The 24,573-nt window shown below is 53.0% G+C and carries 28 protein-coding genes; 19 read left to right on the forward strand and 9 right to left on the reverse strand.

Features of this window, described 5'->3' with window-relative positions; all coding sequences use genetic code 11:
- Nucleotides 1–309: 309 nt before the first annotated feature.
- From GJ1_RS10910 to GJ1_RS10920, 4 genes are all read left to right on the forward strand, one after another.
- Entirely contained in the window at nt 310–1,692 is a 1,383-nt protein-coding gene (locus GJ1_RS10910; RefSeq protein WP_066232236.1) for a glycine--tRNA ligase, read from the forward strand.
- A 192-nt stretch (nt 1,693–1,884) separates the two neighbouring features.
- The gene (locus GJ1_RS18375; protein WP_167346115.1) at nt 1,885–2,034 is read left to right on the forward strand and encodes a hypothetical protein; all 150 of its coding nucleotides are present in this window, start codon (nt 1,885–1,887) and stop codon (nt 2,032–2,034) included.
- A gap of 187 nt (nt 2,035–2,221) precedes the next feature.
- The gene (locus tag GJ1_RS10915; RefSeq protein ID WP_066232239.1) at nt 2,222–2,857 is read left to right on the forward strand and encodes an FMN-dependent NADH-azoreductase; all 636 of its coding nucleotides are present in this window, start codon (nt 2,222–2,224) and stop codon (nt 2,855–2,857) included.
- A 201-nt stretch (nt 2,858–3,058) separates the two neighbouring features.
- On the forward strand, nt 3,059–4,969 hold the full coding sequence (locus tag GJ1_RS10920; RefSeq protein WP_066232242.1) for a SpoIIE family protein phosphatase: 1,911 nt from the start codon (nt 3,059–3,061) through the stop codon (nt 4,967–4,969).
- 24 nt (nt 4,970–4,993) lie between these two features.
- Here the strand turns inward: GJ1_RS10920 and GJ1_RS10925 are convergent, their stop codons facing one another.
- The 3 genes from GJ1_RS10925 to GJ1_RS10935 are packed head-to-tail and all read right to left on the reverse strand — an operon-like array spanning nt 4,994 to nt 6,559.
- On the reverse strand, nt 4,994–5,764 hold the full coding sequence (locus GJ1_RS10925; RefSeq protein ID WP_066232246.1) for a sigma-70 family RNA polymerase sigma factor: 771 nt from the start codon (nt 5,762–5,764) through the stop codon (nt 4,994–4,996).
- Nucleotides 5,724–6,212: an anti-sigma B factor RsbW gene (rsbW, locus tag GJ1_RS10930; RefSeq protein ID WP_066232249.1), complete on the reverse strand. Its 489-nt coding sequence runs from the start codon at nt 6,210–6,212 to the stop codon at nt 5,724–5,726. Before rsbW ends, GJ1_RS10925 begins: the two co-directional genes overlap by 41 nt.
- A complete protein-coding gene (locus GJ1_RS10935; protein WP_066232252.1) occupies nt 6,209–6,559 on the reverse strand; it encodes an STAS domain-containing protein in 351 nt (116 codons plus the stop codon). The genes rsbW and GJ1_RS10935 overlap by 4 nt, the downstream gene beginning before the upstream one ends.
- A 128-nt stretch (nt 6,560–6,687) precedes the next feature.
- On the opposite strand from GJ1_RS10935, the gene GJ1_RS10940 reads away from it, so the two are divergent.
- The 4 genes from GJ1_RS10940 to GJ1_RS10955 all read left to right on the forward strand — a co-directional run bounded on the left by GJ1_RS10940 (nt 6,688) and on the right by GJ1_RS10955 (nt 9,092).
- A complete protein-coding gene (locus tag GJ1_RS10940) occupies nt 6,688–7,062 on the forward strand; it encodes a YkvA family protein (RefSeq protein ID WP_066232254.1) in 375 nt (124 codons plus the stop codon).
- A 169-nt stretch (nt 7,063–7,231) separates the two neighbouring features.
- Nucleotides 7,232–7,921 carry a uracil-DNA glycosylase gene (locus tag GJ1_RS10945; RefSeq protein ID WP_066232256.1) on the forward strand — a complete coding sequence of 230 codons (690 nt, stop codon included), beginning with the start codon at nt 7,232–7,234 and terminating at the stop codon, nt 7,919–7,921.
- A 17-nt stretch (nt 7,922–7,938) separates the two neighbouring features.
- A complete protein-coding gene (locus tag GJ1_RS10950; RefSeq protein ID WP_044732876.1) occupies nt 7,939–8,238 on the forward strand; it encodes a YwdI family protein in 300 nt (99 codons plus the stop codon).
- A 482-nt stretch (nt 8,239–8,720) separates the two neighbouring features.
- On the forward strand, nt 8,721–9,092 hold the full coding sequence (locus GJ1_RS10955; protein WP_066232259.1) for a DUF423 domain-containing protein: 372 nt from the start codon (nt 8,721–8,723) through the stop codon (nt 9,090–9,092).
- 197 nt (nt 9,093–9,289) lie between these two features.
- Here the strand turns inward: GJ1_RS10955 and gerQ are convergent, their stop codons facing one another.
- A complete protein-coding gene (gene gerQ / locus GJ1_RS10960) occupies nt 9,290–9,856 on the reverse strand; it encodes a spore coat protein GerQ (protein ID WP_066232262.1) in 567 nt (188 codons plus the stop codon).
- A gap of 23 nt (nt 9,857–9,879) precedes the next feature.
- Nucleotides 9,880–10,323: a cell wall hydrolase gene (locus GJ1_RS10965; protein WP_066232264.1), complete on the reverse strand. Its 444-nt coding sequence runs from the start codon at nt 10,321–10,323 to the stop codon at nt 9,880–9,882.
- 360 nt (nt 10,324–10,683) lie between these two features.
- Here GJ1_RS10965 and GJ1_RS10975 point away from each other — a divergent pair, with 360 nt between their 5' ends.
- Nucleotides 10,684–11,580, forward strand: coding sequence for an Rpn family recombination-promoting nuclease/putative transposase (locus tag GJ1_RS10975; RefSeq protein ID WP_066232269.1), 897 nt, complete (start codon nt 10,684–10,686; stop codon nt 11,578–11,580).
- Between the two features lie 52 nt (nt 11,581–11,632).
- Here GJ1_RS10975 and hemQ read toward each other — a convergent pair whose 3' ends face one another.
- Nucleotides 11,633–12,379 carry a hydrogen peroxide-dependent heme synthase gene (hemQ, locus tag GJ1_RS10980; RefSeq protein ID WP_066232272.1) on the reverse strand — a complete coding sequence of 249 codons (747 nt, stop codon included), beginning with the start codon at nt 12,377–12,379 and terminating at the stop codon, nt 11,633–11,635.
- A gap of 240 nt (nt 12,380–12,619) precedes the next feature.
- Here hemQ and pta point away from each other — a divergent pair, with 240 nt between their 5' ends.
- Both pta and lipL read left to right on the forward strand, forming a co-directional pair.
- Nucleotides 12,620–13,600: a phosphate acetyltransferase gene (pta, locus tag GJ1_RS10985; RefSeq protein WP_066232274.1), complete on the forward strand. Its 981-nt coding sequence runs from the start codon at nt 12,620–12,622 to the stop codon at nt 13,598–13,600.
- Nucleotides 13,601–13,741: 141 nt separating this feature from the next.
- Entirely contained in the window at nt 13,742–14,599 is an 858-nt protein-coding gene (gene lipL, locus GJ1_RS10990) for an octanoyl-[GcvH]:protein N-octanoyltransferase (RefSeq protein WP_066232276.1), read from the forward strand.
- 129 nt (nt 14,600–14,728) lie between these two features.
- On the opposite strand, the gene GJ1_RS10995 is transcribed toward lipL, so the two are convergent.
- On the reverse strand, nt 14,729–15,382 hold the full coding sequence (locus tag GJ1_RS10995; protein WP_066232279.1) for an RsfA family transcriptional regulator: 654 nt from the start codon (nt 15,380–15,382) through the stop codon (nt 14,729–14,731).
- Nucleotides 15,383–15,557: 175 nt separating this feature from the next.
- Here GJ1_RS10995 and GJ1_RS11000 point away from each other — a divergent pair, with 175 nt between their 5' ends.
- The 3 genes from GJ1_RS11000 (at nt 15,558) to GJ1_RS11010 (ending at nt 17,760) form a co-directional block, all read left to right on the forward strand.
- Nucleotides 15,558–15,785 carry a YuzB family protein gene (locus GJ1_RS11000; RefSeq protein WP_011232879.1) on the forward strand — a complete coding sequence of 76 codons (228 nt, stop codon included), beginning with the start codon at nt 15,558–15,560 and terminating at the stop codon, nt 15,783–15,785.
- A gap of 144 nt (nt 15,786–15,929) precedes the next feature.
- The gene (locus GJ1_RS11005) at nt 15,930–17,228 is read left to right on the forward strand and encodes an HD domain-containing protein (RefSeq protein ID WP_066232282.1); all 1,299 of its coding nucleotides are present in this window, start codon (nt 15,930–15,932) and stop codon (nt 17,226–17,228) included.
- Between the two features lie 13 nt (nt 17,229–17,241).
- Nucleotides 17,242–17,760: a YwgA family protein gene (locus GJ1_RS11010; RefSeq protein WP_066232285.1), complete on the forward strand. Its 519-nt coding sequence runs from the start codon at nt 17,242–17,244 to the stop codon at nt 17,758–17,760.
- 345 nt (nt 17,761–18,105) lie between these two features.
- Here GJ1_RS11010 and thmT read toward each other — a convergent pair whose 3' ends face one another.
- Nucleotides 18,106–18,294: a 2-hydroxymuconate tautomerase gene (gene thmT / locus GJ1_RS11015; RefSeq protein WP_066232289.1), complete on the reverse strand. Its 189-nt coding sequence runs from the start codon at nt 18,292–18,294 to the stop codon at nt 18,106–18,108.
- Nucleotides 18,295–18,424: 130 nt separating this feature from the next.
- Here thmT and GJ1_RS11020 point away from each other — a divergent pair, with 130 nt between their 5' ends.
- Nucleotides 18,425–19,093: a site-2 protease family protein gene (locus tag GJ1_RS11020; protein ID WP_066232292.1), complete on the forward strand. Its 669-nt coding sequence runs from the start codon at nt 18,425–18,427 to the stop codon at nt 19,091–19,093.
- Between the two features lie 18 nt (nt 19,094–19,111).
- On the forward strand, nt 19,112–19,627 hold the full coding sequence (locus GJ1_RS11025) for a YwhD family protein (protein ID WP_066232295.1): 516 nt from the start codon (nt 19,112–19,114) through the stop codon (nt 19,625–19,627).
- Between the two features lie 132 nt (nt 19,628–19,759).
- On the opposite strand, the gene GJ1_RS11030 is transcribed toward GJ1_RS11025, so the two are convergent.
- Complete coding sequence (locus tag GJ1_RS11030; RefSeq protein ID WP_066232298.1) at nt 19,760–21,805, reverse strand: transglycosylase domain-containing protein; 2,046 nt, start codon at nt 21,803–21,805, stop codon at nt 19,760–19,762.
- 295 nt (nt 21,806–22,100) lie between these two features.
- Here GJ1_RS11030 and speE point away from each other — a divergent pair, with 295 nt between their 5' ends.
- The 3 genes from speE to GJ1_RS11045 all read left to right on the forward strand — a co-directional run bounded on the left by speE (nt 22,101) and on the right by GJ1_RS11045 (nt 24,570).
- Nucleotides 22,101–22,928 carry a polyamine aminopropyltransferase gene (gene speE, locus GJ1_RS11035; protein WP_066232302.1) on the forward strand — a complete coding sequence of 276 codons (828 nt, stop codon included), beginning with the start codon at nt 22,101–22,103 and terminating at the stop codon, nt 22,926–22,928.
- Between the two features lie 13 nt (nt 22,929–22,941).
- Nucleotides 22,942–23,817 carry an agmatinase gene (gene speB, locus GJ1_RS11040; protein ID WP_066232304.1) on the forward strand — a complete coding sequence of 292 codons (876 nt, stop codon included), beginning with the start codon at nt 22,942–22,944 and terminating at the stop codon, nt 23,815–23,817.
- Nucleotides 23,818–24,138: 321 nt separating this feature from the next.
- Entirely contained in the window at nt 24,139–24,570 is a 432-nt protein-coding gene (locus GJ1_RS11045; RefSeq protein ID WP_066232306.1) for a YwiB family protein, read from the forward strand.
- The last annotated feature ends 3 nt before the right edge of the window (nt 24,571–24,573 follow it).

Consider the following 24,573-nt stretch of genomic DNA (forward strand, 5'->3'; position numbering starts at 1 on the left):
CAAAAGGCAGGCTGGCGTTGACAAAGGTTTTGGGGGTTTGCTATGATAATGGACAAATCATATATGGATCGCGATGACGGATCAATAGTAGTTAACCCTCTCTTCCGAAGCGAGCCGGGGACGGTGGGAGCCCGGTGAAGACGGTTAATGAAACGGCAGTCCGGAGCGGGAATGGAAAAAAGAGGATGTGCTGTCGGCGCATCAACTAGGGTGGAACCGCGGGAGCTACGCTCTCGTCCCTAGGCGTTAGGCCTAAGGGCGAGGGCGTTTTTGATTGTTGGAAACCGAAATTGGAGGAGGATGAAAACAATGGCTGTTACAATGGAAGAAATCGTCGCTCACGCCAAGCATCGCGGCTTCGTTTTCCCGGGGTCGGAAATTTACGGCGGGCTCGCGAACACGTGGGATTACGGCCCGCTAGGGGTCGAGCTGAAAAACAACATCAAGCGGGCGTGGTGGAAAAAGTTCGTTCAAGAGTCGCCGTACAACGTTGGCTTGGATGCCGCCATTTTGATGAACCCGAGAACGTGGGAAGCGTCCGGCCATTTAGGCAATTTCAACGATCCGATGGTCGACTGCAAACAGTGCAAATCGCGCCATCGCGCCGATAAGTTGATCGAGAAGGCGCTGGAAGCCAAAGGGATCGAAATGGTTGTCGACGGCTTGCCGCTCGCGAAAATGGATGAGCTCATCCGCGAATACGACATCGCCTGTCCGGAATGCGGCAGCCGCGATTTCACGAACGTGCGCCAGTTCAACTTAATGTTCAAAACGTACCAAGGCGTCACCGAATCGAGCGCCAACGAAATTTATTTGCGTCCGGAGACGGCGCAAGGCATTTTCGTCAACTTTAAAAACGTCCAGCGCACGATGCGCAAAAAGCTGCCGTTTGGCATCGCCCAAATCGGCAAAAGCTTCCGCAATGAAATTACGCCGGGCAACTTCACGTTCCGCACGCGCGAGTTTGAGCAGATGGAGCTCGAGTTTTTCTGCAAGCCGGGCGAAGAGCTGAAGTGGTTTGAGTATTGGAAGCAGTTTTGCAAGGAATGGCTGTTGTCGCTCGGCATGAACGAGGAAAACATTCGTCTGCGCGACCATACGAAAGAAGAACTGTCCCACTACAGCAACGCCACGACCGACATCGAGTACCATTTCCCGTTCGGCTGGGGCGAGCTGTGGGGCATCGCGTCGCGCACCGATTACGACTTAAAGCGGCATATGGAATACTCGGGCGAGGATTTCCATTACCTTGACCAAGAAACGAACGAACGCTACATCCCGTACTGCATTGAGCCGTCGCTTGGCGCCGACCGCGTCACGCTTGCGTTTATGATCGACGCCTATGACGAGGAACAGCTTGAAGACGGCACGACCCGGACGGTGATGCATTTGCATCCGGCGCTGGCGCCGTACAAGGCAGCCGTCTTGCCGCTGTCGAAAAAGCTCGCTGACGGGGCGCGCCGCATTTACGAAGAGCTGGCGAAACATTTCATGGTCGACTATGACGAAACCGGCTCGATCGGCAAACGGTACCGCCGCCAAGATGAAATCGGCACGCCGTTTTGCATCACGTACGATTTCGAGTCTGAACAAGACGGCCAAGTGACCGTTCGCGACCGCGACACGATGGAACAAGTGCGGTTGCCGATCGGGGAGCTCAAGTCCTTTTTGGAGGAAAAAATCGCTTTTTGATGAAACGGGCACCGGGGCAGGGCAAAAGCCCCGGTTTTTTGTGGACTTTTGCAGCTGAACAAAGGGTGTATGGAAATGACATCGCTTTTTTAGGGTAAATTTCAAAATGCCATCGAATATTTTCTGAATAAATGGTAAAATAGAAGTGTAGACTAGTTCCTGCATCCTGCATTGATCAAGGGGGAAGCCATCATGGAAGGAAAACCGATCTACTACGATGGAAGCGGGCATTTGCCTGACGGCGGTGATGAAAGCGCTGTCAACAACGAATCGTTTGCACTTACGGATGAAGTGCGAAAACAAATCAGCGGCAACCCGTTTGTCGTTGAACAAAGCGAATAACCGACTCACGCTGAAATTGCCTTTACCTAGGGCAATTTTTTTGAGCTAAATCAGTTGCCAAGCGTCTCGACTCCTTATATAATTATATCTCGTATTAGAGATATTTGATTTAAAAATAAATGTATGCCATTTTCGTAAACGGAAAACACTAAAATGGTGACACCAGCAAAGAAGGGGAGTATGCATCATGACGAAAGTATTGTACATCACCGCCCACCCTCACGACGATACGCAATCGTACAGCATGGCGGTCGGGAAGGCGTTTATTGACACGTACAAGCAAGTGCATCCGGACCATGAGGTGATCCATCTCGATTTGTATAAAGAATACATTCCGGAAATCGACGTCGATGTGTTCAGTGGTTGGGGCAAGCTCCGTTCCGGCCAGTCGTTTGAACAGCTCTCCGCTGAAGAAAAAGCGAAAGTTGGACGGATGAATGAATTATGCGACCAATTCGTCTCTGCTGATAAATACGTGTTTGTCACGCCGATGTGGAACTTTTCATTCCCGCCGGTGCTTAAAGCGTACATTGACGCGGTGGCGGTCGCCGGCAAGACCTTTAAATATACGGAACAAGGGCCGGTCGGATTGCTTACGGATAAAAAAGCGCTCCACATTCAAGCGCGCGGCGGCTTCTATTCCGAGGGCCCAGCGGCGCAAATGGAGATGGGGCACCGGTATTTAAGCGTCATTATGCAATTTTTCGGGGTGCCGTCGTTTGAAGGGCTGTTTGTCGAAGGGCATGCGGCGATGCCGGAAAAGGCGGAGGAAATTAAAGCAAACGCCATCGCCCGGGCGAAAGAGTTGGCGCACACATTCTAATAGGGCGCTTTGAGCAGGTTGCCGAGTTCGAAATTGCATGGGAAATAACCGCGGTTAGGGACGTTCTCTGTCTAGAGAGCGTCCTTTTTGTTGTTCCGGCGATGGAAGCGGAAAGCGCTGCCGTCGACGTTCGTATACGCTTGGCGTCCAACGTGTGGTATAATAAACCATATAGCAGTGAGGAGTGGAGGTTCACCATTTGTGAACAAAGATCAACGATATCGTCCGACGCGTGGACACAGTATAGCGGCAGCGCTGGCGGCCGGGCTGTTCGGCCTGCTTCTGTTCGCTGGCCGGCGGCTTCTGCTTTTGCCCGAATTCTATTATTCTGTTCATCTTTCTTTAGGGCTTGCCGCTGTTGTCGTCTGTTGGCTTGTCGCCTTGCAAGGATGGGCCGTATTTCCGCATACGCTGTCAACGGAGCGGCTCATGATGGGGGCGTTGTTTTTTTCTGCGGGGGCGCTCTTTTCTTTTCATTTTGTCCTTTCCTTCACAGAAGCCGATGCCTCGGCGGCGCTGTTTTCGCTCGCCGCCCGCTTTACGCTTGCTTGGGGGTTGCTCTTTCTCTTTTCGCGGTCCGATGAGGTGATGGAACGGCAAAGCGGGCAGCGATGGCAGTCGTTTTTGGCCGCGTTTGTGTATACAGCCGCCGTCGGGCTGTTCATTCATTTTGCGGCGCCGCTTTGGCCGGCACATGGGACGAGCCGCTGGCCGTTTTGGTGGCATGCAGGGGAAGGTGCAGTCGGTTTGCTTAATGCAGCGGCGGCCGTGTTTGTATGGCGGCGTTTTCGGCAAGGGAGGGCGCCCGCGTTCCTATACTGGTCTATGGCGCTTCTATTATTTGCCCTCGGCCAATGGCTGCTCATGCTTGGCAACGGGTACGGGCTATGGGGGCAGCTTTATGAAATGGCCGGATTTTTGTATGTCGTGCGCGCGATGTATGTGGAGACGGTTGAAAAGCCATACGTGGAGCTGAAACATCGCGAACAACAGCTTGAGATGATGGCCAACGCCCTTGGAGAAGGATTGCTGATGGTCAATCGCGACGGGCAGATCGTTTGGATGAATCCGGAGGCGAGCCGGTTGATCGGCGCCACGTTGGAAGAGGCGAGAGGCAAGCCGCTGTTTTCGTTTGTCTCGCTCGCGGGGCCAGACGGCGACAAGTGGGATTGGAAGCAGTTGCGCCGCGTCGTCAAACGGCTGAAAAGCGGCGAAGTGATCCGCGTCGAAGAGGAGTCGTTTCGCCGCCGCGACGGCGTCTGTCTGCCGGTCGGGTACACGCTGGCGCCGGTGCTAGAAAACGGTGCGCTGACGGGGCTTGTCGCTGTTTTGCGCGACATGACGGAGAAAAAAGAGAAAGAGCGGCTTGAACGCGAGCGCGAACAACTCGACTTTGAACTGTCGTTGGCGGCGAACATGCAGCGGTCGCTTTTGCAGACATCTTCGAAAGTGAACTTGCCTTCGTACATCGACATCGGTGTCCTCAGCGTCCCTGCCCGAGTGTTGAGCGGCGATTTTTATCACTTTGCTGTCCATCAAACATCGGTGTCCGTCGGCATTGCCGATGTATCGGGAAAAGGCATTCCAGCGGCGATGCTCATGACACTGATGAAATTTATTCTGGACCGGACCGTCCATTACGGAACGCAGCCGCACGTGTATCTTGATCTGCTGAACCGATTTGCCTACGATTACACCGAGCCGTCGATGTTTGTCACGATGTTTGTTGGCAATTACAACGAAAAAACGCATACGTTCTCGTATGCGTGCGCCGGACACGAACCGGCGCTTTGGTACCGGGCGAAAACGAAGCAATGCGTGCCGCTAGGCGCCAAAGGCTGCGCGCTCGGCTTGTTTCCGCAATTTTCATTTGAGACCAAATCGGTTGTGCTCGAACCGGGTGATTTTGTGCTGCTGTACACCGACGGGGTGACGGAAAAACGGGGCGAAGAGACGGACGATGACTTTTCCGTTCTCGCCGCGATGGTCGCCCGCGTCAACCTTGATCAGCCGGCGCCGGAGATCGTGCGCGAGTTGTACGAGCATATTCAAGCGTATCATCAATACGAACAAAAAGATGACCAGACGTTGTTGTTGCTGCGCCGCCGTTAGCACCGGCGGCGCTATGTTTGGCCGCTATGACGAATAGGCGGCGAGCTGCCGCTTCAATTTAGCGATCGCCCGTCTTTGAATGCGGCTGATCGTCATTTGCGAGACGCCGAGCCGCTCGGCTAACGAGCGCTGCGTTTCCCCGCGCCGGAAGACGGCGTCGATGACGATTCGCTCTTGCTCGCTCAGTTTGCCGATCGCCTGCTCCAAGTCCATTCGCTCGATCAATGACTCGATTTCGTTCGCTTCATCAGCGACGAACTCGCCGATCGTCGTCGCATCTTTTTCCCCGTCTTGCACCGGGGCGTCGAGCGAAACGGCTTGGTAATGGTCGCGTCCGGCCAAAATTTCGATCGTTTCTTCGACCGATAAGCCTAAGTGGCCGGCGATCTCATCGATCGTCGGCGACCGCTCGAGCTTGACAGTCAATTCATCGATCGCTTGCTGCACTTTGCTTCCTTTTTCCTTCACCTTGCGCGGCACTTGGATGTACCATGCTTTGTCGCGCAAATAGTTTTTCATATAGCCGATCAAGCTTTTCATGGCGTATGACTCAAAGCTTGCACCTTGGCTCGGGTCATAATGATCGAGAAGGCGCAAAAACGACAGCCGTCCGATTTGAAACAAGTCTTCGTAAAAGTCAGGGCGGCTGCGCGCCATTTTTTTCGCTGCGGCCGCAATGAGCGGCTCGAAGCGCACGAGCAAGGCGGTCGCCGCTTCTTCCGTCTTTGTTTGTTGATAGGCGGAAATGAGGGCGTCAAGCTTGCTCTTGGACAGAGGAGGGGGATATAGAGTCATGGGCATGCTCTCCTTCGCCGCGATGGCGGAATTTCGTCAGGCGGACTTCCGTTCCGCCCTTTGTCGTGACACTGACATCGTCCATGAGCGCTTCCATCAAAAACAGGCCGAGGCCGCCAGCTTTGACGTCTTCAAGCGGCTTCGCGGACAGGGGCGCTGCTTGTTTGGACACCCGTTTGTAATCAAACCCTTTGCCCTCGTCTTTAATGATGATCGAAAGCGCATCGGCGCGCATCTCAAAGCGAAGATGAATGACGCCACCCCTTCCGTTGTACGCATGCAAAACAGCGTTGTTGCACGCCTCTGAGACGGCCACTTTCATATCTTCAATCTCTTCATAGGAAAACCCCATCTTGGCGGCCAGCCCGTATAGCGTCAAACGCGCGACATCGATAAACTGCGCATCGGCTGGAATCGACAGCTGTACGACGGTTTCGTGCTCTTTCATGATTGCCCCTCGATCCTTTCTGTCGTGTCATTCATTGTCGAAAACAAGTAGGATACGCCGGTTAAATCAAACAAGCGTTGCACTTTCGGCGGTACGTTCTCAATCGCAAACGGCGCTCCTTGCTTTTTTCGCGTTTTTAATAGCGCGACAAACATCCCGATGCCGGTGCTGTCGATATACGTCAATTCTTCAAGGCGGATGACGAGCGGTTTCGACGCATCGCCAGCGAGCGGCTCGACGGCGCGCTGAAATTGTTCCGCCGCCGCCAAATCAAGCTCGCCTTTTATGTATACAACATGCCGGTCTGGCTGTTCTTCATGTACAACGTAAAATCGTTTCCTGTCCATGGTCGTTCACCTCAAATGATCGATAATTTGGCTTGATGATGGCGCGGGAAGGTTGTCCACTTTGCAGCGTTTACACTACTATACCCATATTTTATACTATATGAAACAGGAAAGGGCAGGGAAACGCGATGTTCACAAAGTGGAAAGAATGGGCAAGGACGCTGAAACGGGACATATTCGTCTTGTATTCCGCGATCCGCGATCGACGTGTTTCCATCTGGCTGCGGCTGTTTATGCTGGTTGTTGTGGCATATACGTTCAGCCCGATTGATTTGATTCCCGATTTCGTTCCGGTTCTTGGGTATATCGATGATTTGTTGCTTGTGCCGCTTGGCATTTATTTGGCGCTGAAATGGCTGCCGAACGACATCGTCGCCGAACACCGGGCGCGGGCGGAAGAGCTCGCCAAGCGCGGCAAGCCGACGAACTGGGCCGCTGGGGCGCTGATCATTTTTTTATACGTGTTGTTTGGCGCTTGGCTGCTCCGGTGGTTGATTTCGTAGACATTTTGATCTTCCCTTCAATTTTTGATGGCCGCGGCAGGGGATTGGCGCATTTCCCGTTGGGAAGCAGGTTTCGCTATGGTTGCCTATTCACTTCGCTTTGACGCTGGGGGCTTTTTGGTTACAATGATAAAAGGAAAAAAGCCGACGGCAAAAGGAGTTGCTTACAATGCCGATTCTCAAAAACGACTGGGCTCCGCTGCTTGAAGAGGAGTTTCAAAAACCGTACTACTTGAAGCTGCGCGAATTTTTAAAAGTAGAGTACCGAACGCGGACGATCTATCCCGATATGCACGATATTTTCAACGCCCTTCATTATACGCCGTATGCGAACGTCAAAGTCGTGCTGCTTGGGCAAGACCCGTACCACGGCCCGGGGCAGGCGCACGGGCTTAGTTTCTCCGTCAAGCCGGGCGTGCCGGTGCCGCCGTCTTTGGCGAACATTTTCAAAGAGCTGCATGACGACCTTGGCTGCTACATACCGGATAACGGCTACCTCGTGAAATGGGCGAAGCAAGGGGTGCTATTGTTAAACACGGTGCTTACGGTCCGGCGCGGCCAGGCAAACTCCCACCGCGGCAAAGGGTGGGAACATTTCACCGACCGCGTCATTGAACTCGTCAATGAAAAAGACGATCCGGTCGTCTTTTTGCTTTGGGGCCGGAACGCTCAGGAGAAAAAAGAACGGATTACAAACCCGCGCCATCTCATTATCGAAGCGCCGCACCCGAGCCCGTTTTCCGCCGCGCGCGGCTTTTTCGGCCATCGACCGTTTTCGCGGACGAATGCGTTTTTAGCTGAGCACGGACGCGAACCGATCGACTGGCAAATTGAAAACATCGGCGTCCGCACCGAATGAGCAAGGGGGAAGAAATCATGGCTATTTCATTTGCTGCTGTCGTTGCCAAAATCGAAGACGAATTGCGCAAAGCCAAGGCGGTCAATGATCCGCAGCGGATGCGTGAACACGTCGCCGCTATCCGTGCCTTATGCGACTTAATGCTCGAAACAGCTGGCCAGCCGCAACCGTCTACTCCGTCTGTCCCTACAGGTCCGCTTGTCGTTGGCGGGCCGATTTCAGCTGGGAGCGGGCTTTCAGTTGGGGGGGTGTCCGTTGGCGGGCGCTCTCCCGATATTGACGATGAGGCGAACGGGGAGTCGTTGTTGGATTTTTGAAGGCGAGACAAAGAAAACCCGTAGAGCGGTTTTTCTCCACGGGTTTTCCAGCTTAACCGGCTTGTTCTGTTTGGCGCTGGAGAACGAGAAGCGGTTCTCCGGCTTGCGGGTTCGGTCAGTAGCGCTCCAACTTGCTTGTTCTGTCAAATTGGTGGTGACAACAGGGGGTCACGCTTTTTAACCCGTTCTCGCGAATTTTTCCATGTTAAAATGACCGGGGGGATTTAATGGAATTGGATTGTTGGGATCGCATTACTCATCATCGTTTTCTTTTCGACTAATACGATCGAAAGAACACTAAGAACGATAAAAGAATCAGAATGATGTCATCATCGAGTTATTAAAAGAGGTCAAAAACAAAATGTGAAAGAAACATTGTTCACAAATCCTTGACTGACTCCCTTGCCGCTATCGATTTGTGATCGGAGGGCCCCTCGTTTATAATGAGAGGAGGAAACTTCGATGAGAAAGGCGGATGAGTGATGAAACCGTTTATCATCCTCGGTGCGCTCAACGCGTTTTTGGCTGTGGCGTTGGGAGCGTTTGGGGCGCATGGGCTTGAGGGGAAAATTCCGGATCGCTATTTGGAGATTTGGAAAACGGCGGTGCAATACCAGATGTTCCACGCGTTAGGATTGCTTGCCGTTGGGCTTCTCGCCGGCAAGGCGCCGAATGTCGGGTTGCTTAGTGCGGCGGGCTGGGTGATGTTTTCCGGCATTGTGCTGTTTTCCGGCAGTTTGTATGTGTTGAGTGTCACGCAAATCAAGCCGCTTGGCGCCATTACTCCGTTTGGCGGCGTCGCCTTTTTGGTCGCCTGGGTGATGATCGGCTATGCGGCGTTCAAATGGCTGTAAACGAAGCGCAGGGCAAGGTGTACCCCGAGCAGGATATCATGAGCCGTCCAAATTATAGGAGGCGCCTCTTTGGTTTCGTTTGCCGCCATTATATACAACTGGGCATCAGCAACTTGTGATGGCCGTCACATCGGATGAAAAAAGAGGGGCTGCCCTTAAGGCAGCCTGCTCATCGAACATCGGTTTTGCGCTGGCATTCAGCGTGGCGAATAGGAGGCCAGCGGTGTGGCGGAGGCACCGGCAAACGGATATTCGTAGGCGATTTCTCCTTCAAATGTGACGTAATCGAGGTAAATCATCGGGATCAAATAGCGCGTTCCCGTTTGCGGGTCGCTTAAAATGACGTGGTCGCGCCCAGCCGCTTCAATGACGCCGCGAAACACTTTCGCATTCCATTCGCGATTGTTTTCAAACGTCGCATAGATAGTGGCGACTTTTCCTTTATTTAGCCGCAAAATGTTTTCAATGTACGATTCTTCAATCGGCAGCATCCCTGGAATCGATGGGCCGGTGGTGGCCGGCCCGGCGGCGGTGGTCGGCGTCGGTGTCGGGGCGGTAAACGTCGGCGCCTGCAAACCGAACGTCGGGGCGGCAGTTGCCGCCGGCGTCATAGTTGGAGCGGCAGCCGCTTGCGGATAGTAATAATACGGGTACGCCGCCGGATAATACGGTTGCGGATACGGATAGCCGTACGGATACGCTGCATACGGCTGTTGCCGTTCTTCATCAAGCGGATAAAAGTTGTTTTCTGTATAGTTGGACATAAAAAACCTCCTCGTATGAAAAGTTAGTAAACGCGCGGACAGTCGGATGGGGTCGGCGCAAAGAAGCAGTGCGATTTGTAGCGGCCGACGTTCCACTGGCCAAACCATTGCGGCGGGCACGGTTGGCCTTCGGGCGGTTTAAAAAACCAAAGGGCGTTCGTCGCTGGGTGGTAGCGCCAACCGCGGAGCACTTGACGCGCTAGGCCTATATCCACTTCGCGCGCCCGTTGGTAAAAATAGCCCTTTTGCACCGCCTCAAAGCCGCCTGGGCTTTGGAACACCATTTGCCGGATGGAGCGGATGCCGCGGAAGTCAAGGCAATCGGCGATGACGCGGTTGACGCCGACGTTGCCGACCATCAGCATCCCAAGCCGCCCGTCTCCTTCCGCTTCAGCTCGCATGAGCCGAGCCAACAATTTTACTTCCTCTTCTGTGTGGGCTACAATGGAGGGAGCGATCTGGCCCATATCGTCACCTCAGTCGTTGTGAATTTCGACAGTAATAGGCTATTGGTGGAACGAGAAAATGGTGACAGTCGGACAAACGGCTTAAATGGAATTTCTGATTTATATGTATGGGGCGTTTGTGCCGTATATGACAGAAACAGAGGCGGTTGTCCGAAAAAAGGAAAGCGAGCGGTCATATGAAGCCGCCCGTTTCTTTTTTTGCGCTCGAACGCTGTACGTGCATTTCTGGCGGATCATCATCTTGTTGATTTGGACGGTAACATGGACGAGCAGCAGGGGAGTTTTTGTCCTTCCGTGCAGGATTTTTGATTCACGTTCGCGAATCGATATCAATGAACATTTTTTCTGTGAGGTGATCAGATGGCCATTGATCATGACCGCTTATTCAAAGAGCTGATTCAGACGTTCTTCGAAGAATTTATCCTCCTCTTTTTCCCCGATATGCACGAGCATATTGATTTTCGCCATTTGTCTTTTCTGTCCGAGGAGTTGTTTACCGATGTGACCGCAGGAGAAAAGTACCGCGTCGATCTATTGGTCCAGACGAAGCTGAAAGGGGAAGACGGGCTGATCATCGTTCATGTGGAAAACCAAAGCTATGTACAGCCGTCGTTTCCGGAGCGCATGTTCGTCTATTTCAGCCGCTTGTTCGAAAAATACCGCACCCGCATCGTTCCGATCGCCGTCTTCAGCTATGATGCCTTCCGTGATGAACCATCCGTGTTTTCCATCGAGTTTCCTTTTGGCGAGGTGCTGCATTTCCGCTTTTTCCCGGTGGAGCTGCGCAAGCAACATTGGCGGAATTACATCCGCCGAGACAATCCGGTGGCAGCTGCCTTGCTCAGCCAAATGGGGTATACTGAAAGTGAACGGATTGAACTGAAAAAAGAGTTTTTGCGCATGCTCGTGCGGTTGGAACTGGATGAAGCGAGGCAACGGCTGCTGTTGGGCTTTTTTGAAACGTATGTGAAGCTGTCGGAGGAAGAAGAGCAACAACTGCAAAGAGAGGTGAAGGCGATGGAAACGAAAGAAAAAGAGAAGGTGTTGGAGCTGATCATTTCGTATGAGCAAAAAGGAAGAAAAGAGGGATTGGAAGAAGGGATCCAACAAGGGATGAAAGAAGGCATGAAGCAAGGAATAAAACAAGGAATGAAGCAGCTCGTCTGCAACATGGCGCGCAAAGGAATGACGGTGGAAGAAATTGCACATTTGGTCGATCTTTCGCGAGAGGAAGTTCGCCGATTGCTTGAAGAATAGGAAGCAAAAAGCAAGGAGGGTGCCCCGCTGCGTTTGGGACACCCTCTTTTGATTATACACGGAAGAAAGAAGAGACGTTTTCCACCGGCAGACGGGTGCCGACGAAAAAGGAGCCAAACTCGCCAAAGCGGGCGCTTACTTCGTCAAAGCGCATTTCATAGACGAGCTTTTTGAACTGGAGTGCATCGTCCGAAAACAAGGTGACGCCCCATTCAAAATCATCCAAGCCGATGGAGCCGGTGATGATTTGCGTCACTTTGCCGGCGTATTTTCGGCCGGTCATGCCGTGGGCGCGCATCAGTTCGCGCCGCTGTTCCATCGAGAGCATGTACCAGTTGTCTTGGCCTTGGCGCCGCTTATCCATCGGGTAGAAGCAAATGTAGTTCGTTTTCGGCAAAATCGGGTACAAACGGCGGCGCACTTCTGGAATTTGGTATGGATCTTCGCTGCCGGATGCCAAGTAGTTGCTCAGCTCGACGACCGAGACGTACGAGTATGCGGGCAATAAATAGTCGGCGAGTTTCGTTTTGTTAAGCGCTGTTTCGATTTCATGCAACTCATCCAGCGTCGGACGCAAAATCATGAACAGAATGTCCGCTTTTTGTCCGACAATTGTATAAATGGCATGGCTTCCTTGTTGCTCGCTTTCGGTCGCTTCCCATTTGTCGATGAGCGCCAAAAACTCGTCAATGGCTGCTTGGCGCTCTTCGCCCGGCAGCGTTTTCCACGCGCTCCAGTCAATCGTGCGGAAATCGTGCAAACAATACCAACCATCCAACGTTTGGGCCGCTTCGCTCATCATCGTCACTCCTTATGAGATCAATATGTACAATATCACTATATCATAGTTTGCCCAAAAACGCGGACATTGGTGCACGGAGCGAAAGTATACTGAATTGTTCCAAAAGGTGAATTATTTGTTGGAAGGGCTTACCGGCGTTGCGTTTCCCTATTAAAGAGGTATGCTTATTATAGTAGAAAAAGGCTGGCGTGTTTCCGAACGAAAGACGCCGGCTGGGCATTAAGGGAGGCATGAATCGTGGCAAACGATTTATTTGCGGCATTAAAAACGAAAGTGGCCGGAACCGGACGGAAAATCGTGTTTCCGGAAGGGACGGATGACCGCATTCTTACGGCGGCGAGCCGATTGGCGGCGGAACAAGTGCTTCAGCCGATCGTGCTTGGCGATGAACAGGCGGTGAAGGCGAAAGCAGCTGAGCTGGGCTTGCCGCTTGATGGGGTGGAGATTGCCAACCCGCGCCGCTATGGCGGATTTGATGAGCTCGTTTCGGCGTTTGTGGAGCGGCGCAAAGGGAAAGTGACAGAAGAAACCGCGCGCGAGTTGCTTTTCGATGAAAACTATTTCGGCACGATGCTCGTTTATACGGGAGCGGCCGACGGCCTCGTCAGCGGAGCGGCCCACTCGACGGCCGACACCGTCCGACCGGCTTTGCAAATCATTAAAACGAAGCTAGGCATCCGCAAGACGTCCGGCGTGTTCGTCATGGTGCGCGGCGAGGAACAATATGTGTTCGCCGATTGCGCCATCAACATCGCGCCCGACAGCCAAGATTTGGCGGAAATCGCAGTCGAGAGCGCCCGGACAGCGAAAATGTTCGGCCTTAAGCCGCGCGTGGCGATGCTCAGCTTCTCGACGAAAGGATCGGCTTCGTCGCCGGAGACGGAAAAAGTGGCCGAAGCGGTGCGGTTGGCAAAAGAAATGGCGCCGGATCTTGTCCTTGACGGGGAGTTTCAATTTGACGCCGCATTTGTGCCAGAGGTGGCGAAAAAGAAAGCGCCAAATTCCCCCATTCAAGGCGACGCGAACGTTTTCATTTTCCCGAGCCTTGAGGCGGGCAACATCGGCTACAAAATCGCCCAGCGCCTCGGCCGCTTTGAGGCGGTCGGCCCGATTTTGCAAGGGCTGAACAAGCCGGTCAACGACCTATCGCGCGGCTGCAGCGCGGAAGACGCCTACAAGCTCGCGCTCATCACCGCAGCGCAGTCGCTTCGGGAGTGACGGGATCGCTGCTTAGTGAAATCGATGAAAACGAGGGAGGCATGCGCCCCCTCGTTCTTTTTGCGCCCTTCGCCAACGGCTTAGGCTCATTGTGCTATAATGAAATAGAGTTGGGATGATCAATGCAAGGAGTTACTAGCGATGAGCCATGAATTGCTGCATCAGCCGAAATGGCGGGTAATCGACCAGTCGCATTTCGGGCCGCTGTTTGATGCGAAACAATCGTTTGCGATGGATGATACATTATGCACCGCGGTCGGCGCCGGACGGTCGGATGCCGTCGTCCGCACGTGGGTGCATGAGGCTACCGTTGTCTTAGGCGCCGCGGATACAAAGCTTCCGTACATTGATGAGGCCGTTTCGTTTTTGCGCCAGGAAGGGTATCGCATCGTCGTCCGCAATTCCGGCGGACTGGCGGTCGTCCTTGACAGCGGGGTGTTGAATATCTCGCTCATTTTTCCGGAAATGAAAAACACGATCGCCATCGAGCAAGGGTATGAAGCGATGTACGCGCTCATTGCCGCCATGCTTGCCTCGTACGGCGCACGCGTTGAGGCGGGGGAAGTCATTGGCTCATATTGTCCGGGAAGCTATGACTTGAGCATCAGCGGCAAAAAATTTGCTGGCATTTCCCAACGGCGCGTGCGCGGCGGCGTTGCAGTGCAAATCTACCTTTGCGTCAACGGGAGTGGAGCCGCGCGGGCTGAGCTTATTCGCCGCTTTTATGAGATTGGCCGGCAAGGAACCAAAACGAAATTCGCCTACCCGGACGTCGTTCCGGCAGTGATGGCGTCGCTGTCCGAGCTCCTCGGCCGCGAGCTGTCGGTCGATGAGCTGCTTGTCGCCCTTTGGCGCACGCTGCAGTCGTTTGGCGGCGAGCTGTATTCGTCTGCCCTCGAGGGCGGCGAATGGAATTGGTATGAACAATATTGGGCGCGCATCGTCGAACGAAATGCCAACGTGTCTCCCGAAGAGCGAGCGGGAGGCGCCAAACAGTAAGGCCTTTTTGGCTTCGATGAGGCGCTTCGCTGCCGCCAACCGCTGGCGGAAAAGATGCGCTGCGGGAATGATGGACGTTTTCCGCGAACAAGAAAGGATGCCTCGGCTCTCACCCGGCATCCTTTTTCGTTACTCGGCGATTTTCTCTAAGTTTCCGTTCGGGTCCATCCGGAATTTCAGACCCCGCTCTTCTTCCTCTTTTAACACCATTTTGCGCGCCCGGTTGATGATTTTCACGAGCGTTTCAAAATCTTCTTGGACAGTCGACGAATTTTCTTCTAATTTCGCAACCTTTTCTTCAAGTTCTTTATTTTTTTGCTTTAATTCTTCAATTTCGCGGCGCAGCCGTTCGTTTTCCTTGACGAGCGCCTCCCGCTTCCGTTCATGCGATTGGAACGTTTTTAAAAACGCGATTACTTGGTCGAGCGTCACTTGTTGCGGCGGAGAGGATGGGACGACGGCCGGCAGCTGCATCACTTCGCCGAGCTCCTCAAGCGACGGCATCGGCGGTTCATACAGGCGCCGCTTTTTCGCGCCGCCTTGTTTGGCCAGCAGCCGCAGCCGTTCTTTACGCTGCTTTTTCGCCAGCTGGAGCGCCTCTTCGTAGCGATGGCGGACGACGGCGTTCCAGCGGAAGCCGCAGGCGGCCGATGTTCGATTCAACTTGTCGCCGACTTCTTCAAACGCGTTCAGCTGGGTGCTTCCTTCACGCACATGGCGCAATACCGTTTCCGCCAACAATAAATCATCTTCTTCTGTCCAAGCGTCTTGTCGTTGCTTCATCGGTCTCCACTCCTTTTTCCCATGCTAGTAAAAGGATGGGCAAAAAAACAAAACATTATACGTTGCAAGTTTACGGGATTCGCAAATTCCCAGAGTGAAAGCATGCCAACTTGCAATTTTCCCGCGAAAGCGGTAGAATACACAAAGCAAACGCCACAGAAAGGGATGACGAGTGATGGCGAATGAGTTTCGCGTTTGCGACGACTGCAAGGCGCCGAATTTAAAGACACTGATTCCGCGCCTCAAAAAGCTTGATCCGGACGCGGTCATCAAAATCGGTTGCCAGTCGTATTGCGGCCCTGGGCGAAAAAAAACGTTCGCCTTCGTCAACAACCGCCCTGTGGCGGCGCTGACGGAAGACGAACTGATTGATAAAATTGCCGAAAGGTTGAAAAAGCGATAAGCGATCACCTTCTTTGCCGAAAGAAGGTGATTTTTGTTTTTTTCCGTCAATAATGGAGAAAGACGGAGAAAAAAGTCAACTATTTCTTTGCCGCAAGAAACGGCGTATAATAGATGTATGTTGGAGACGGAAGAGGAGGATGCGATGTATTCCGGCGGGCAGCTTGACGAAGAAAAAGTGTTTAAAGATCCGGTGCATCGATACATACATGTTCGCGACAAAGTGATTTGGGATTTGATCGGCACAAAAGAGTTTCAGCGCCTCCGCCGCATCAAGCAGCTCGGCACGACGTATTTGACGTTCCACGGCGCCGAGCACAGCCGATTCAACCATTCGCTCGGCGTTTATGAAATCATTCGCCGCATTATTGACGACGTGTTTGTCGGCCGCGACCATTGGGACCATAGCGAGCGCCTTCTTTGCCTATGCGCGGCGCTGTTGCACGATTTAGGGCACGGCCCGTTTTCCCATTCATTTGAAAAAGTGTTTCGCCTCGACCACGAAGATTTTACACAGGCGATCATTTTAGGCGATACAGAAGTGAACGCCGCTTTGCGCAAAGTGGGCGACGATTTTCCGCAAAAAGTGGCGGAAGTGATCGCCAAGACGTATCCAAACAAGCTCGTTGTGAGCCTCATTTCGAGCCAAATCGACGCCGACCGGATGGATTATTTGCTGCGCGATGCCTACTACACCGGCGTCAGCTACGGTTACTTTGACATGGAGCGCATTTTGCGCGTCATGCGTCCGCGCGAAGACCAAGTCGTCATCAAACGAAGCGGCATGCATGCGGTCGAAGATTACATCATGAGCCGCTACCAAATGTACTGGCAAGTGTACTTTCATCCCGTGACGCGCAGCGCGGAAGTCATTTTGACGAAAATTTTGCACCGGGCGAAAAAGCTGTATGAAGAAGGGTATCGTTTTCAAACGGAGCCGGTTCACTTTTTATCGTTTTTTGCAGGAAACGTGCCGCTCGGCGATTACTTGGCGCTTGATGAAGCGATCATCTTGTTCTACTTTCAACAATGGCAATACGAACGGGACCCGATTTTAAGCGACCTGTGCCAGCGGTTTGTCCGCCGCCGCCTGTTCAAATATACGGAATTCCATCCGACGAACGAGCAAATGACAAGGTTGATTGAGCTGCGGGAGCTGTTTAAAAAGGCGTGGATCGATCCGGACTATTACTTGGTCGTCGATTCATCGTCCGATTTGCCGTATGACTTTTACCGGCCGGGCGAGGAAGGCGAGCGCCTGCCGATTTATTTGTTAATGCCAAACGGGGAGCTGCGCGAGCTGTCGCGCGAATCGGTGCTTGTCGACGCCATTTCCGGCAAGCGGCGCACCGACCATAAGCTATATTTCCCCGCTGATTTCCTCGAAGACTTGTCGACGAAGCGGACAGTAAAGAAAAAGATTATGGAAATTTTAAAGGGTTAGGAGATGACGGAGAGTGCTGACGGAGCATGCGAAAGTGATGAAGGCGCTGGCCGCCGCGGGGGAAATTGCCGGCCGCAAAAAGCTGCAAAAAATGATTTACATCGCGAAAAAGCTCGACTTTCCGTTTTACGAGAAGTTCGATTTCCACTTTTACGGACCGTACTCCGAGGAGCTGACGTGCCGCATCGAGGAGCTGTGCGCGCTCGGCTTTTTACATGAAGTGAAAGAGAAAAAAAGCGGTTATGTGCAATACCGTTATACGCTCACCGAGGCGGGGGAGCAGTTTTTGCGCCATTACGACTGGGACATGCCGGGGCTTGCTGAATGCATGCAGGCGTTGAATGAACAAAACGCCCGCTTTTTGGAGCTTGTGTCCACCGTGCTGTATTTCGAACATTTGCCGAGAGACGAAGTGAAAGCGAAAATTGCGGTGTTAAAAAGCAAACAGCGCTATACGGAAGAAGAAATCGAGGAAGCGTACGCGTACATTGACACGCTGCGCAGTCAATGCAACAATAAAGCCCGCGTGTAGGCGGGCTTTGTTAATGTGCCAGCCGGCAGAAGGAGTTGCCTCAACATGCAATCCTCGTTGCCCAAAATACGACCGGTTGATCCTGAAAAGAAAAGGTGTCCCGAAGACAACGGGACACCTTCTTGTCGTTAATGCACCAAAAACGCCAGCTGCAAAAAGAACAACACCGCAAGCAAACGTCGTCAAGCCGGCGAGAAATTCTGTTTTCCGGTCAACCGATTTTCGTAGAAAGCGAATCATGGGCAACCTCCTAAAAAACGAACAATATTGAAAACCAAATATAATAATATTCGTTTTCGTTCCAAAAAGCAATGGGAGCGCCTCATAGCGCTCCCGCCCTTCGCCTTACTCGGCATCGCTCAGCCGTTTTCCGGCGATCGCATAATGGTCTTTTGTCATTTCTTCAATGAATATGACAACGCTCTCCCGCTTCGCCCCGGTCGTCTCGACGACGGCGTCGGTCACTTTCTCCACAAGCGCTTTCTTTTGCTCATCCGTGCGGCCGGCGAGCATTTTGATCGTCACATACGGCACGGTCATTCCCCCATTCGATTGTCGAGTGCTGTCGCGCTTATTATACCACGGGGGGAGGAAGTTCAGTCCACTTTTTTCTGCAAATCATGTATACTAAAGATAGTGAATATAGGGAAAAGGAGTTTATGAAGTGGATCAAATTTTGCCATATTCATTCAGTGAAATTCCGTACGTGCTCTTGACGCTGGCGCTGGCGTTTTCCGTGCACGAGTTCGCTCATGCGTACGTCGCCTACAAGTTTGGGGATCCGACGGCGAAAAATGAAGGGCGGCTGACGCTGTCGCCGTTTGCCCATTTGGATTTGCTTGGTACGCTGCTCATTTTTCTCGCGGGGTTTGGTTGGGCGCGCCCGGTGCCGGTCAATCGCTTCTACTTCAAAAATCCGCGCCTTGCCGGCATTCTCGTGTCGGTCGCCGGACCGCTGAGCAATCTCGTGCTTGCCGCGCTTGGGTTTGTCGTTTGGTATGCGATGATCGACTTCGGTGTGATGCGGGCGCTGCCGGATTGGTTCGCCGCCGGGTTTGATCTGTTTTTCCAAATTTTTATCAGCTTGAACGCTGTTTTGTTTTTGTTTAATTTATTGCCGTTTCCGCCGCTTGACGGGTATCGTATTATTGAAGACTTGGCGCCGGACGGGCTGCGGGCGAAAATGACGCAATGGGAAAGCTACGGGGCGCTCATCTTTCTCATCCTTGTGCTCACGCCGCTTGACCGATATACGATTGAGCCGGTGTTTCAAGTGGCGCTGCCGTTTGTATTGGAAAATTTGCAGTCGTTGGCCGCCAACTTGTTTACGTAGGAAGGAGGGAACAAGTGGATGGAGCAAAAAAAGAAAAAGAACATCGGCTTTAACATCATTAAAGACGACCCGACCGACGGGCACCGCGGCTTTGGCGCCGGGGCGTTGAGCTTAGAAAACGTGTCGCCGGTCATCATTGACGTCGAAGCGGGTGAAGCGTTCGTTGATATGGGGGCGATGCATGCCCGCAGCGCCGTTGAGCGCGGCATCAAGTTTTTGCCGGACCGTTCCGCCGTGCCAAACGGCAAGCCGTATTGGATCGTCTGGGTGACGATCGAGCGCCGTGAAGACGGCCCGTATTACGCCGGGGTGACGGCGTGTGAAATGACGGTCGACCGTGAGGCGCGCCGCGGCTATAAGTTATTGCCCGAACACGTCAATCGGTTGGATAAATCGTTGAAACGGCACATCATCGTCGACCATATGGATGCCAAGTCGAAGCGGGTGCTCGCCGACTTTTTGAAAGGACATGACATCGGGATGTGGAACCGTTCGAGCGACGAACTGAAAAAAGGGCTCGAAGGCGAATTGTGACGGTTTTGTGAACATATTTGTTCAAGGGCTTGTTCTTGCCTGGAAAAAGGGATAAACTAAACCTATATGTATAACACAGGAAAACTAGGACAAGAAAATCCCCTGCGTCTGAACGCAGGGGATTTTCTTTGCTTAAAACCATGGGAACCATTTTTCGAACCAGCTTTTGCCGTCTTCTTTTTTCTTTTTTTTCTTTTCCAAATGGTCGGTGCAATAGTCGGTCGGTTCTGTACCGATGAGATAGTATGTTTTTCGTTTCACCGGACAAGCGTCGGTGGCCAGCTTGCCGTTTTGCGGGTCGATGTAGACGCCGATGACGCCTTTGGTCGGCTTGAACGATTGTTTCGGCTCACCGGAGAGGCTTTGTTCCATAAAGTGCACCCATATTTGCTTTGCGTATTGTCTTTCTGCCGGGCGGTCCATCGTTTCCCCGCGGTCGTAGCCGGTCCAGACGCCGGCGACCAGCTGCGGGGCGAACCCGATCATCCAACTGTCCGTTTTCGTCGTTCCCGACTTGCCGGCGTACGGACGCGTGATCTCATCGGCGATCGACTGCCCGGTGACGGTGGTATAGCCGTTTAACTTTGGGTCGAACATCCCGGTCATTAAATGAGTCGTGACAAACGCCGCGTCGCGGTCAAGCACTTGCCGGCTCTCCGGCTTATGTTCATACAGCACGTTTCCGTTTGCATCCACGACTTTTTTAATAAACACCGGTTCGGTTTGTTTGCCGTAGTTGGCCAGCGTGCTGTACGCGGCCACCATGTCGATCACTTTCACCGGCGAGGTGCCGAGCGCCAACGACGGCACGGCCCTCAGCTTGCTTGTGATGCCGAGCGCTTTCGCCGTTTCGACAAGCTTGTCGGCGCCGATGAACTGGAGCGTTTTTACCGCAAAGACGTTGTCGGATACAGCGAGCGCCTGAGCGAGCGTGATCGGGCCATTGGCATAGTAGTCATTGTAATTATGCGGCGTGTACGACGATCGGCCGCCGTTAAACGTAAATGTCGTCAGCTCGCTGCGCAGTTGGGTCGATGGGGTGAATCCTTGCTCGATCGCCGCGTAATACAAAAACGGCTTAAATGTCGACCCTGGCTGGCGTTCCGCCTGCACGGCCCGGTTGAACGGGCTCTCTTCATAGTTGCGTCCGCCGACGAGCGCCTTTACTTCTCCGGTGCGCGGATCCATCGCGACAAGCGCTGCTTGAATGGCGGAGTGCGGGTCGATAATGCGATCGATTTGTTCTTCAGCGATCCGCTGCAGACGCCGGTCGAGCGTCGTATAGACGCGCAGTCCCCCAAGCTCGATCGTCCGCTCATCAAGGCCAAGCTTTGTGCGCAGCTGCTGTTTGACCACATCTTGAAAATATGGGGCGATCGGCTGTTCTTGTTGGCGGTGCCGGACGTAGACGAGCTTGTCGAGGTACGCCTGCTCCGCTTCTTTGCGGCTGATGTAGCCGGCTTCCACCATGGAGGTGAGAACGATTTTTTGCCGCACTTTCGCCCGCTGTTCATTGACAAACGGGGAGTAGTAATACGGTCCTTTCGGAATGCCGGCTAACATGGCTGCCTCGCTGAGCGTCAACTCGCTCGCGTGCTTGCCGAAATAGTAGCGGGCCGCTGCCTCAATGCCGTAGGCGCCATGGCCGTAGTAAATCGTGTTTAAATAGCCTTCCAAAATTTGATCTTTGCTGTAGTTGGCCTCAAGGCGGATCGTGTACAGTGCTTCCTGGATTTTTCGCGACCACGTTTTTTCATGCGTCAAAAACAAGTTGCGTGCGTATTGCTGGGTGATTGTGCTCGCCCCTTCAACTTTCGCCATCGCCTGTATATTGGCAATGATTGCGGCGGCGATCCGCTTCAAATCAAATCCGTGGTGTTCGTAAAACTTTCGGTCTTCAACGGCGATCGTCGCTTCGATGACGTGCGGGGACATGTCTTTGAGCCGGACCCAATACCGCTTCTGTCCGTGATCGCTTTCCCCGATTTTGCTGCCGTCATCGGCATAAAAAATCGTCGTCTGCGGCACGGCGACCGGCGGGGCGCCTTCGATTTTCGCGAACAACACAAAGCTCCCGAGAGCGGCGAAGGCAAAGATGGCGAGAAAAAAGCCGATAAAGACGGCGGCGCGCACATATTTCCACGTGCCGCGAAAACGGCTGCCCGGGATCGGATCCATTGCGCATCACCTCAATGGTTTTGGCGTTGTTTCAAAACATGGACAGCGCCGTAGCGACGGCATCCTCATTCCATTCGGCATTGTTTTCGATAGGCGGGCGGAATGCGTCGTTCTGCTTTCATCACTTCGCCAAGCAAGGTTTTCAGCTTTTCTTATCAGTATGAAAAAATTTTTTTTATTTTAAACTCGTTCCTCTTGCATTTTTGCTAGATTGCACTATACTTTTTCATGTTTAGTTTTTTGGCGGCAAGGAAAACTTGTATAGTAAGCAATGTTCGGAGAAAGGATGTTACCGATGGAACTTTGGTTTACCGAGAAGCAAACGGAGCATTTTGGCATCACCGCACGCATCATCCGCACTTTACATACAGAACAAACGCCGTTCCAAAAGCTCGATATGGTCGAAACAGCGGAGTTCGGCAACATGCTCATTTTGGATGGCATGGTGATGACGACGCAAAAAGACGAGTTCGTCTATCATGAAATGGTCGCCCACGTGCCATTGTTCACCCACCCAAATCCAGAAAACGTGCTTGTCGTCGGCGGCGGTGACGGCGGCGTCATCCGCGAAGTGCTGAAGCACCCAAGCGTCAAAAAAGCGACGCTTGTGGAAATCGACGGCAAAGTGATCGAGTGTTCGAAGACCTACTTGCCGGACATCGCCGGCAAACTTGACGATCCGCGCGTTGAAGTGAAAGTCGATGACGGGTTTATGCATATCGCGAAAAGTAAAAACGAGTATGACGTCATTATGGTCGACTCAACCGAACCGGTCGGCCCGGCGGTCAACTTGTTCACGAAAGGATTTTACGCCGGCATCGCCAACGCGTTGAAGGAAGACGGCATTTTCGTCGCCCAAACGGACAACCCGTGGTTTAAAGCCGATTTGATCCGCAACGTTTATCGCGACGTAAAGGAAATTTTCCCGATCACCCGTTTGTATACGGCGAACATTCCGACATATCCGAGCGGGCTCTGGACGTTTACGCTCGGCTCGAAAAAATACGACCCGCTGGCGGTCAGCGATGACCGATTCCATGACATTGATACGAAGTATTACACGAAAGAGTTGCATAAGGCGTGTTTTGTCTTGCCGAAATTTGTCGCGGATTTAACGAAATAAGGGGGCGCAGGCGATGCGATTTGATGAAGCGTATTCGGGCAACGTGTTTATCGGCAGCCACTCAAACTTTGAAGAAAGCGAAGCGGTCATTTACGGCATGCCGATGGACTGGACGGTCAGCTACCGGCCCGGTTCGCGGTTCGGTCCGGCCCGCATCCGCGAAGTGTCGATCGGGCTTGAGGAATACAGCCCATATTTGGATCGCGAACTCAAAGACATTCGCTACTTTGACGCCGGCGACATTCCGCTGCCGTTTGGCAACGCCGCCCGCAGTTTGGAGCTGATTGAACAGTTCGTGAAAAAGGTGCTTGACGCCGGCAAATTTCCGCTCGGCCTTGGCGGAGAGCATCTCGTCTCCTGGCCGGTTATTAAAGCGGTGTATGAATACTACCCGAATTTGGCCGTCATTCATATGGATGCGCACACGGACTTGCGCGAACATTACGAAGGGGAACCGCTGTCGCACGCGACGCCGATCCGCAAAGTCGCTGACCTGATCGGTCCGACGAACGTCTTTTCGTTCGGCATCCGCTCCGGCATGAAGGAAGAGTTTGAATGGGCGAAAGAAAACGGCATGTACATCGCCAAGTTTGAGGTGCTTGAACCGCTTCGCTCGGTGCTGCCGAAGCTCGCTGGCCGTCCGGTGTATGTGACGATCGACATCGATGTGCTTGATCCGGCCCATGCCCCAGGCACCGGAACGGTCGACGCCGGCGGCATTACATCAAAAGAGCTGTTGGCGGCCATTCATGAGATCGCCCGCTCCGACGTGCGCGTCGTCGGCGCCGATCTGGTTGAAGTCGCGCCGGTTTACGACCACTCCGAGCAAACGGCGAACACGGCAAGCAAGCTTGTGAGGGAAATGCTGCTCGGCTGGGTGGCCAAATGAAAATAGGGAAAAGCGCCTAAATCGCGGTTTCGCGAGGGCGCTTTTTTCTTTGGCTTCGAGGACTGGTGAAAAAAACCATTTTCCTAAATCTATGGTTCTCGAGTGAAAAGAAGAGCACCATTTATGAGGTTTCTCAATTTGAGAAACACCGTTGTTAAGCCACATTTCCTGTTAAATCACCAGCCTTTTCGGCTTTGGAACCTTTTGCATGCCAACCGGGGCAGAAATCCGCCGTCTGTTTTGTCCCCCCTTGAATGGGGCGGAACAGTTCTTTATACTATAAATTATGACTGTTTTGCTCGCAAAGGTGTGCTGATCAAGATGAAAGAGACAAACGGCATCCCGGTGCGCCTCCGCCAAGTGACCGTCATACGCGACGGTGCGCGTCAAGAGACGGTCGTGCTCGAAGCGGACGGCATGTACTACATAAAAGGAAAAGCAGGTTATTTGCAGTTTGAAGAAGAAAACGAACTCGGACGGGTGAAAACGACGGTGAAAATCGCGCCCGAGGAAGTCGCCGTCATTCGCTCCGGGGCGGTCGAGATGAGGCAAACGTTCCGCCGCCGCCAGGAAACACCGGGCCATTACGGGACGGCGTTCGGGCGATGGGCGCTGGCGGCAAAAACGAGCGCCATGGAGTTTCAATATGATGAGCAGCGGAAAAAAGGGCGGCTCTTTCTCTCGTATGAACTGATGCTAGGCGACGAGCGAAGCGGGCGCCATACGTTGACGTTGACATTTAAGGGGGTATAAGCG

The organism is Geobacillus jurassicus NBRC 107829, assembly GCF_001544315.1.
Taxonomy (GTDB): Bacteria; Bacillota; Bacilli; order Bacillales; family Anoxybacillaceae; genus Geobacillus; species Geobacillus jurassicus.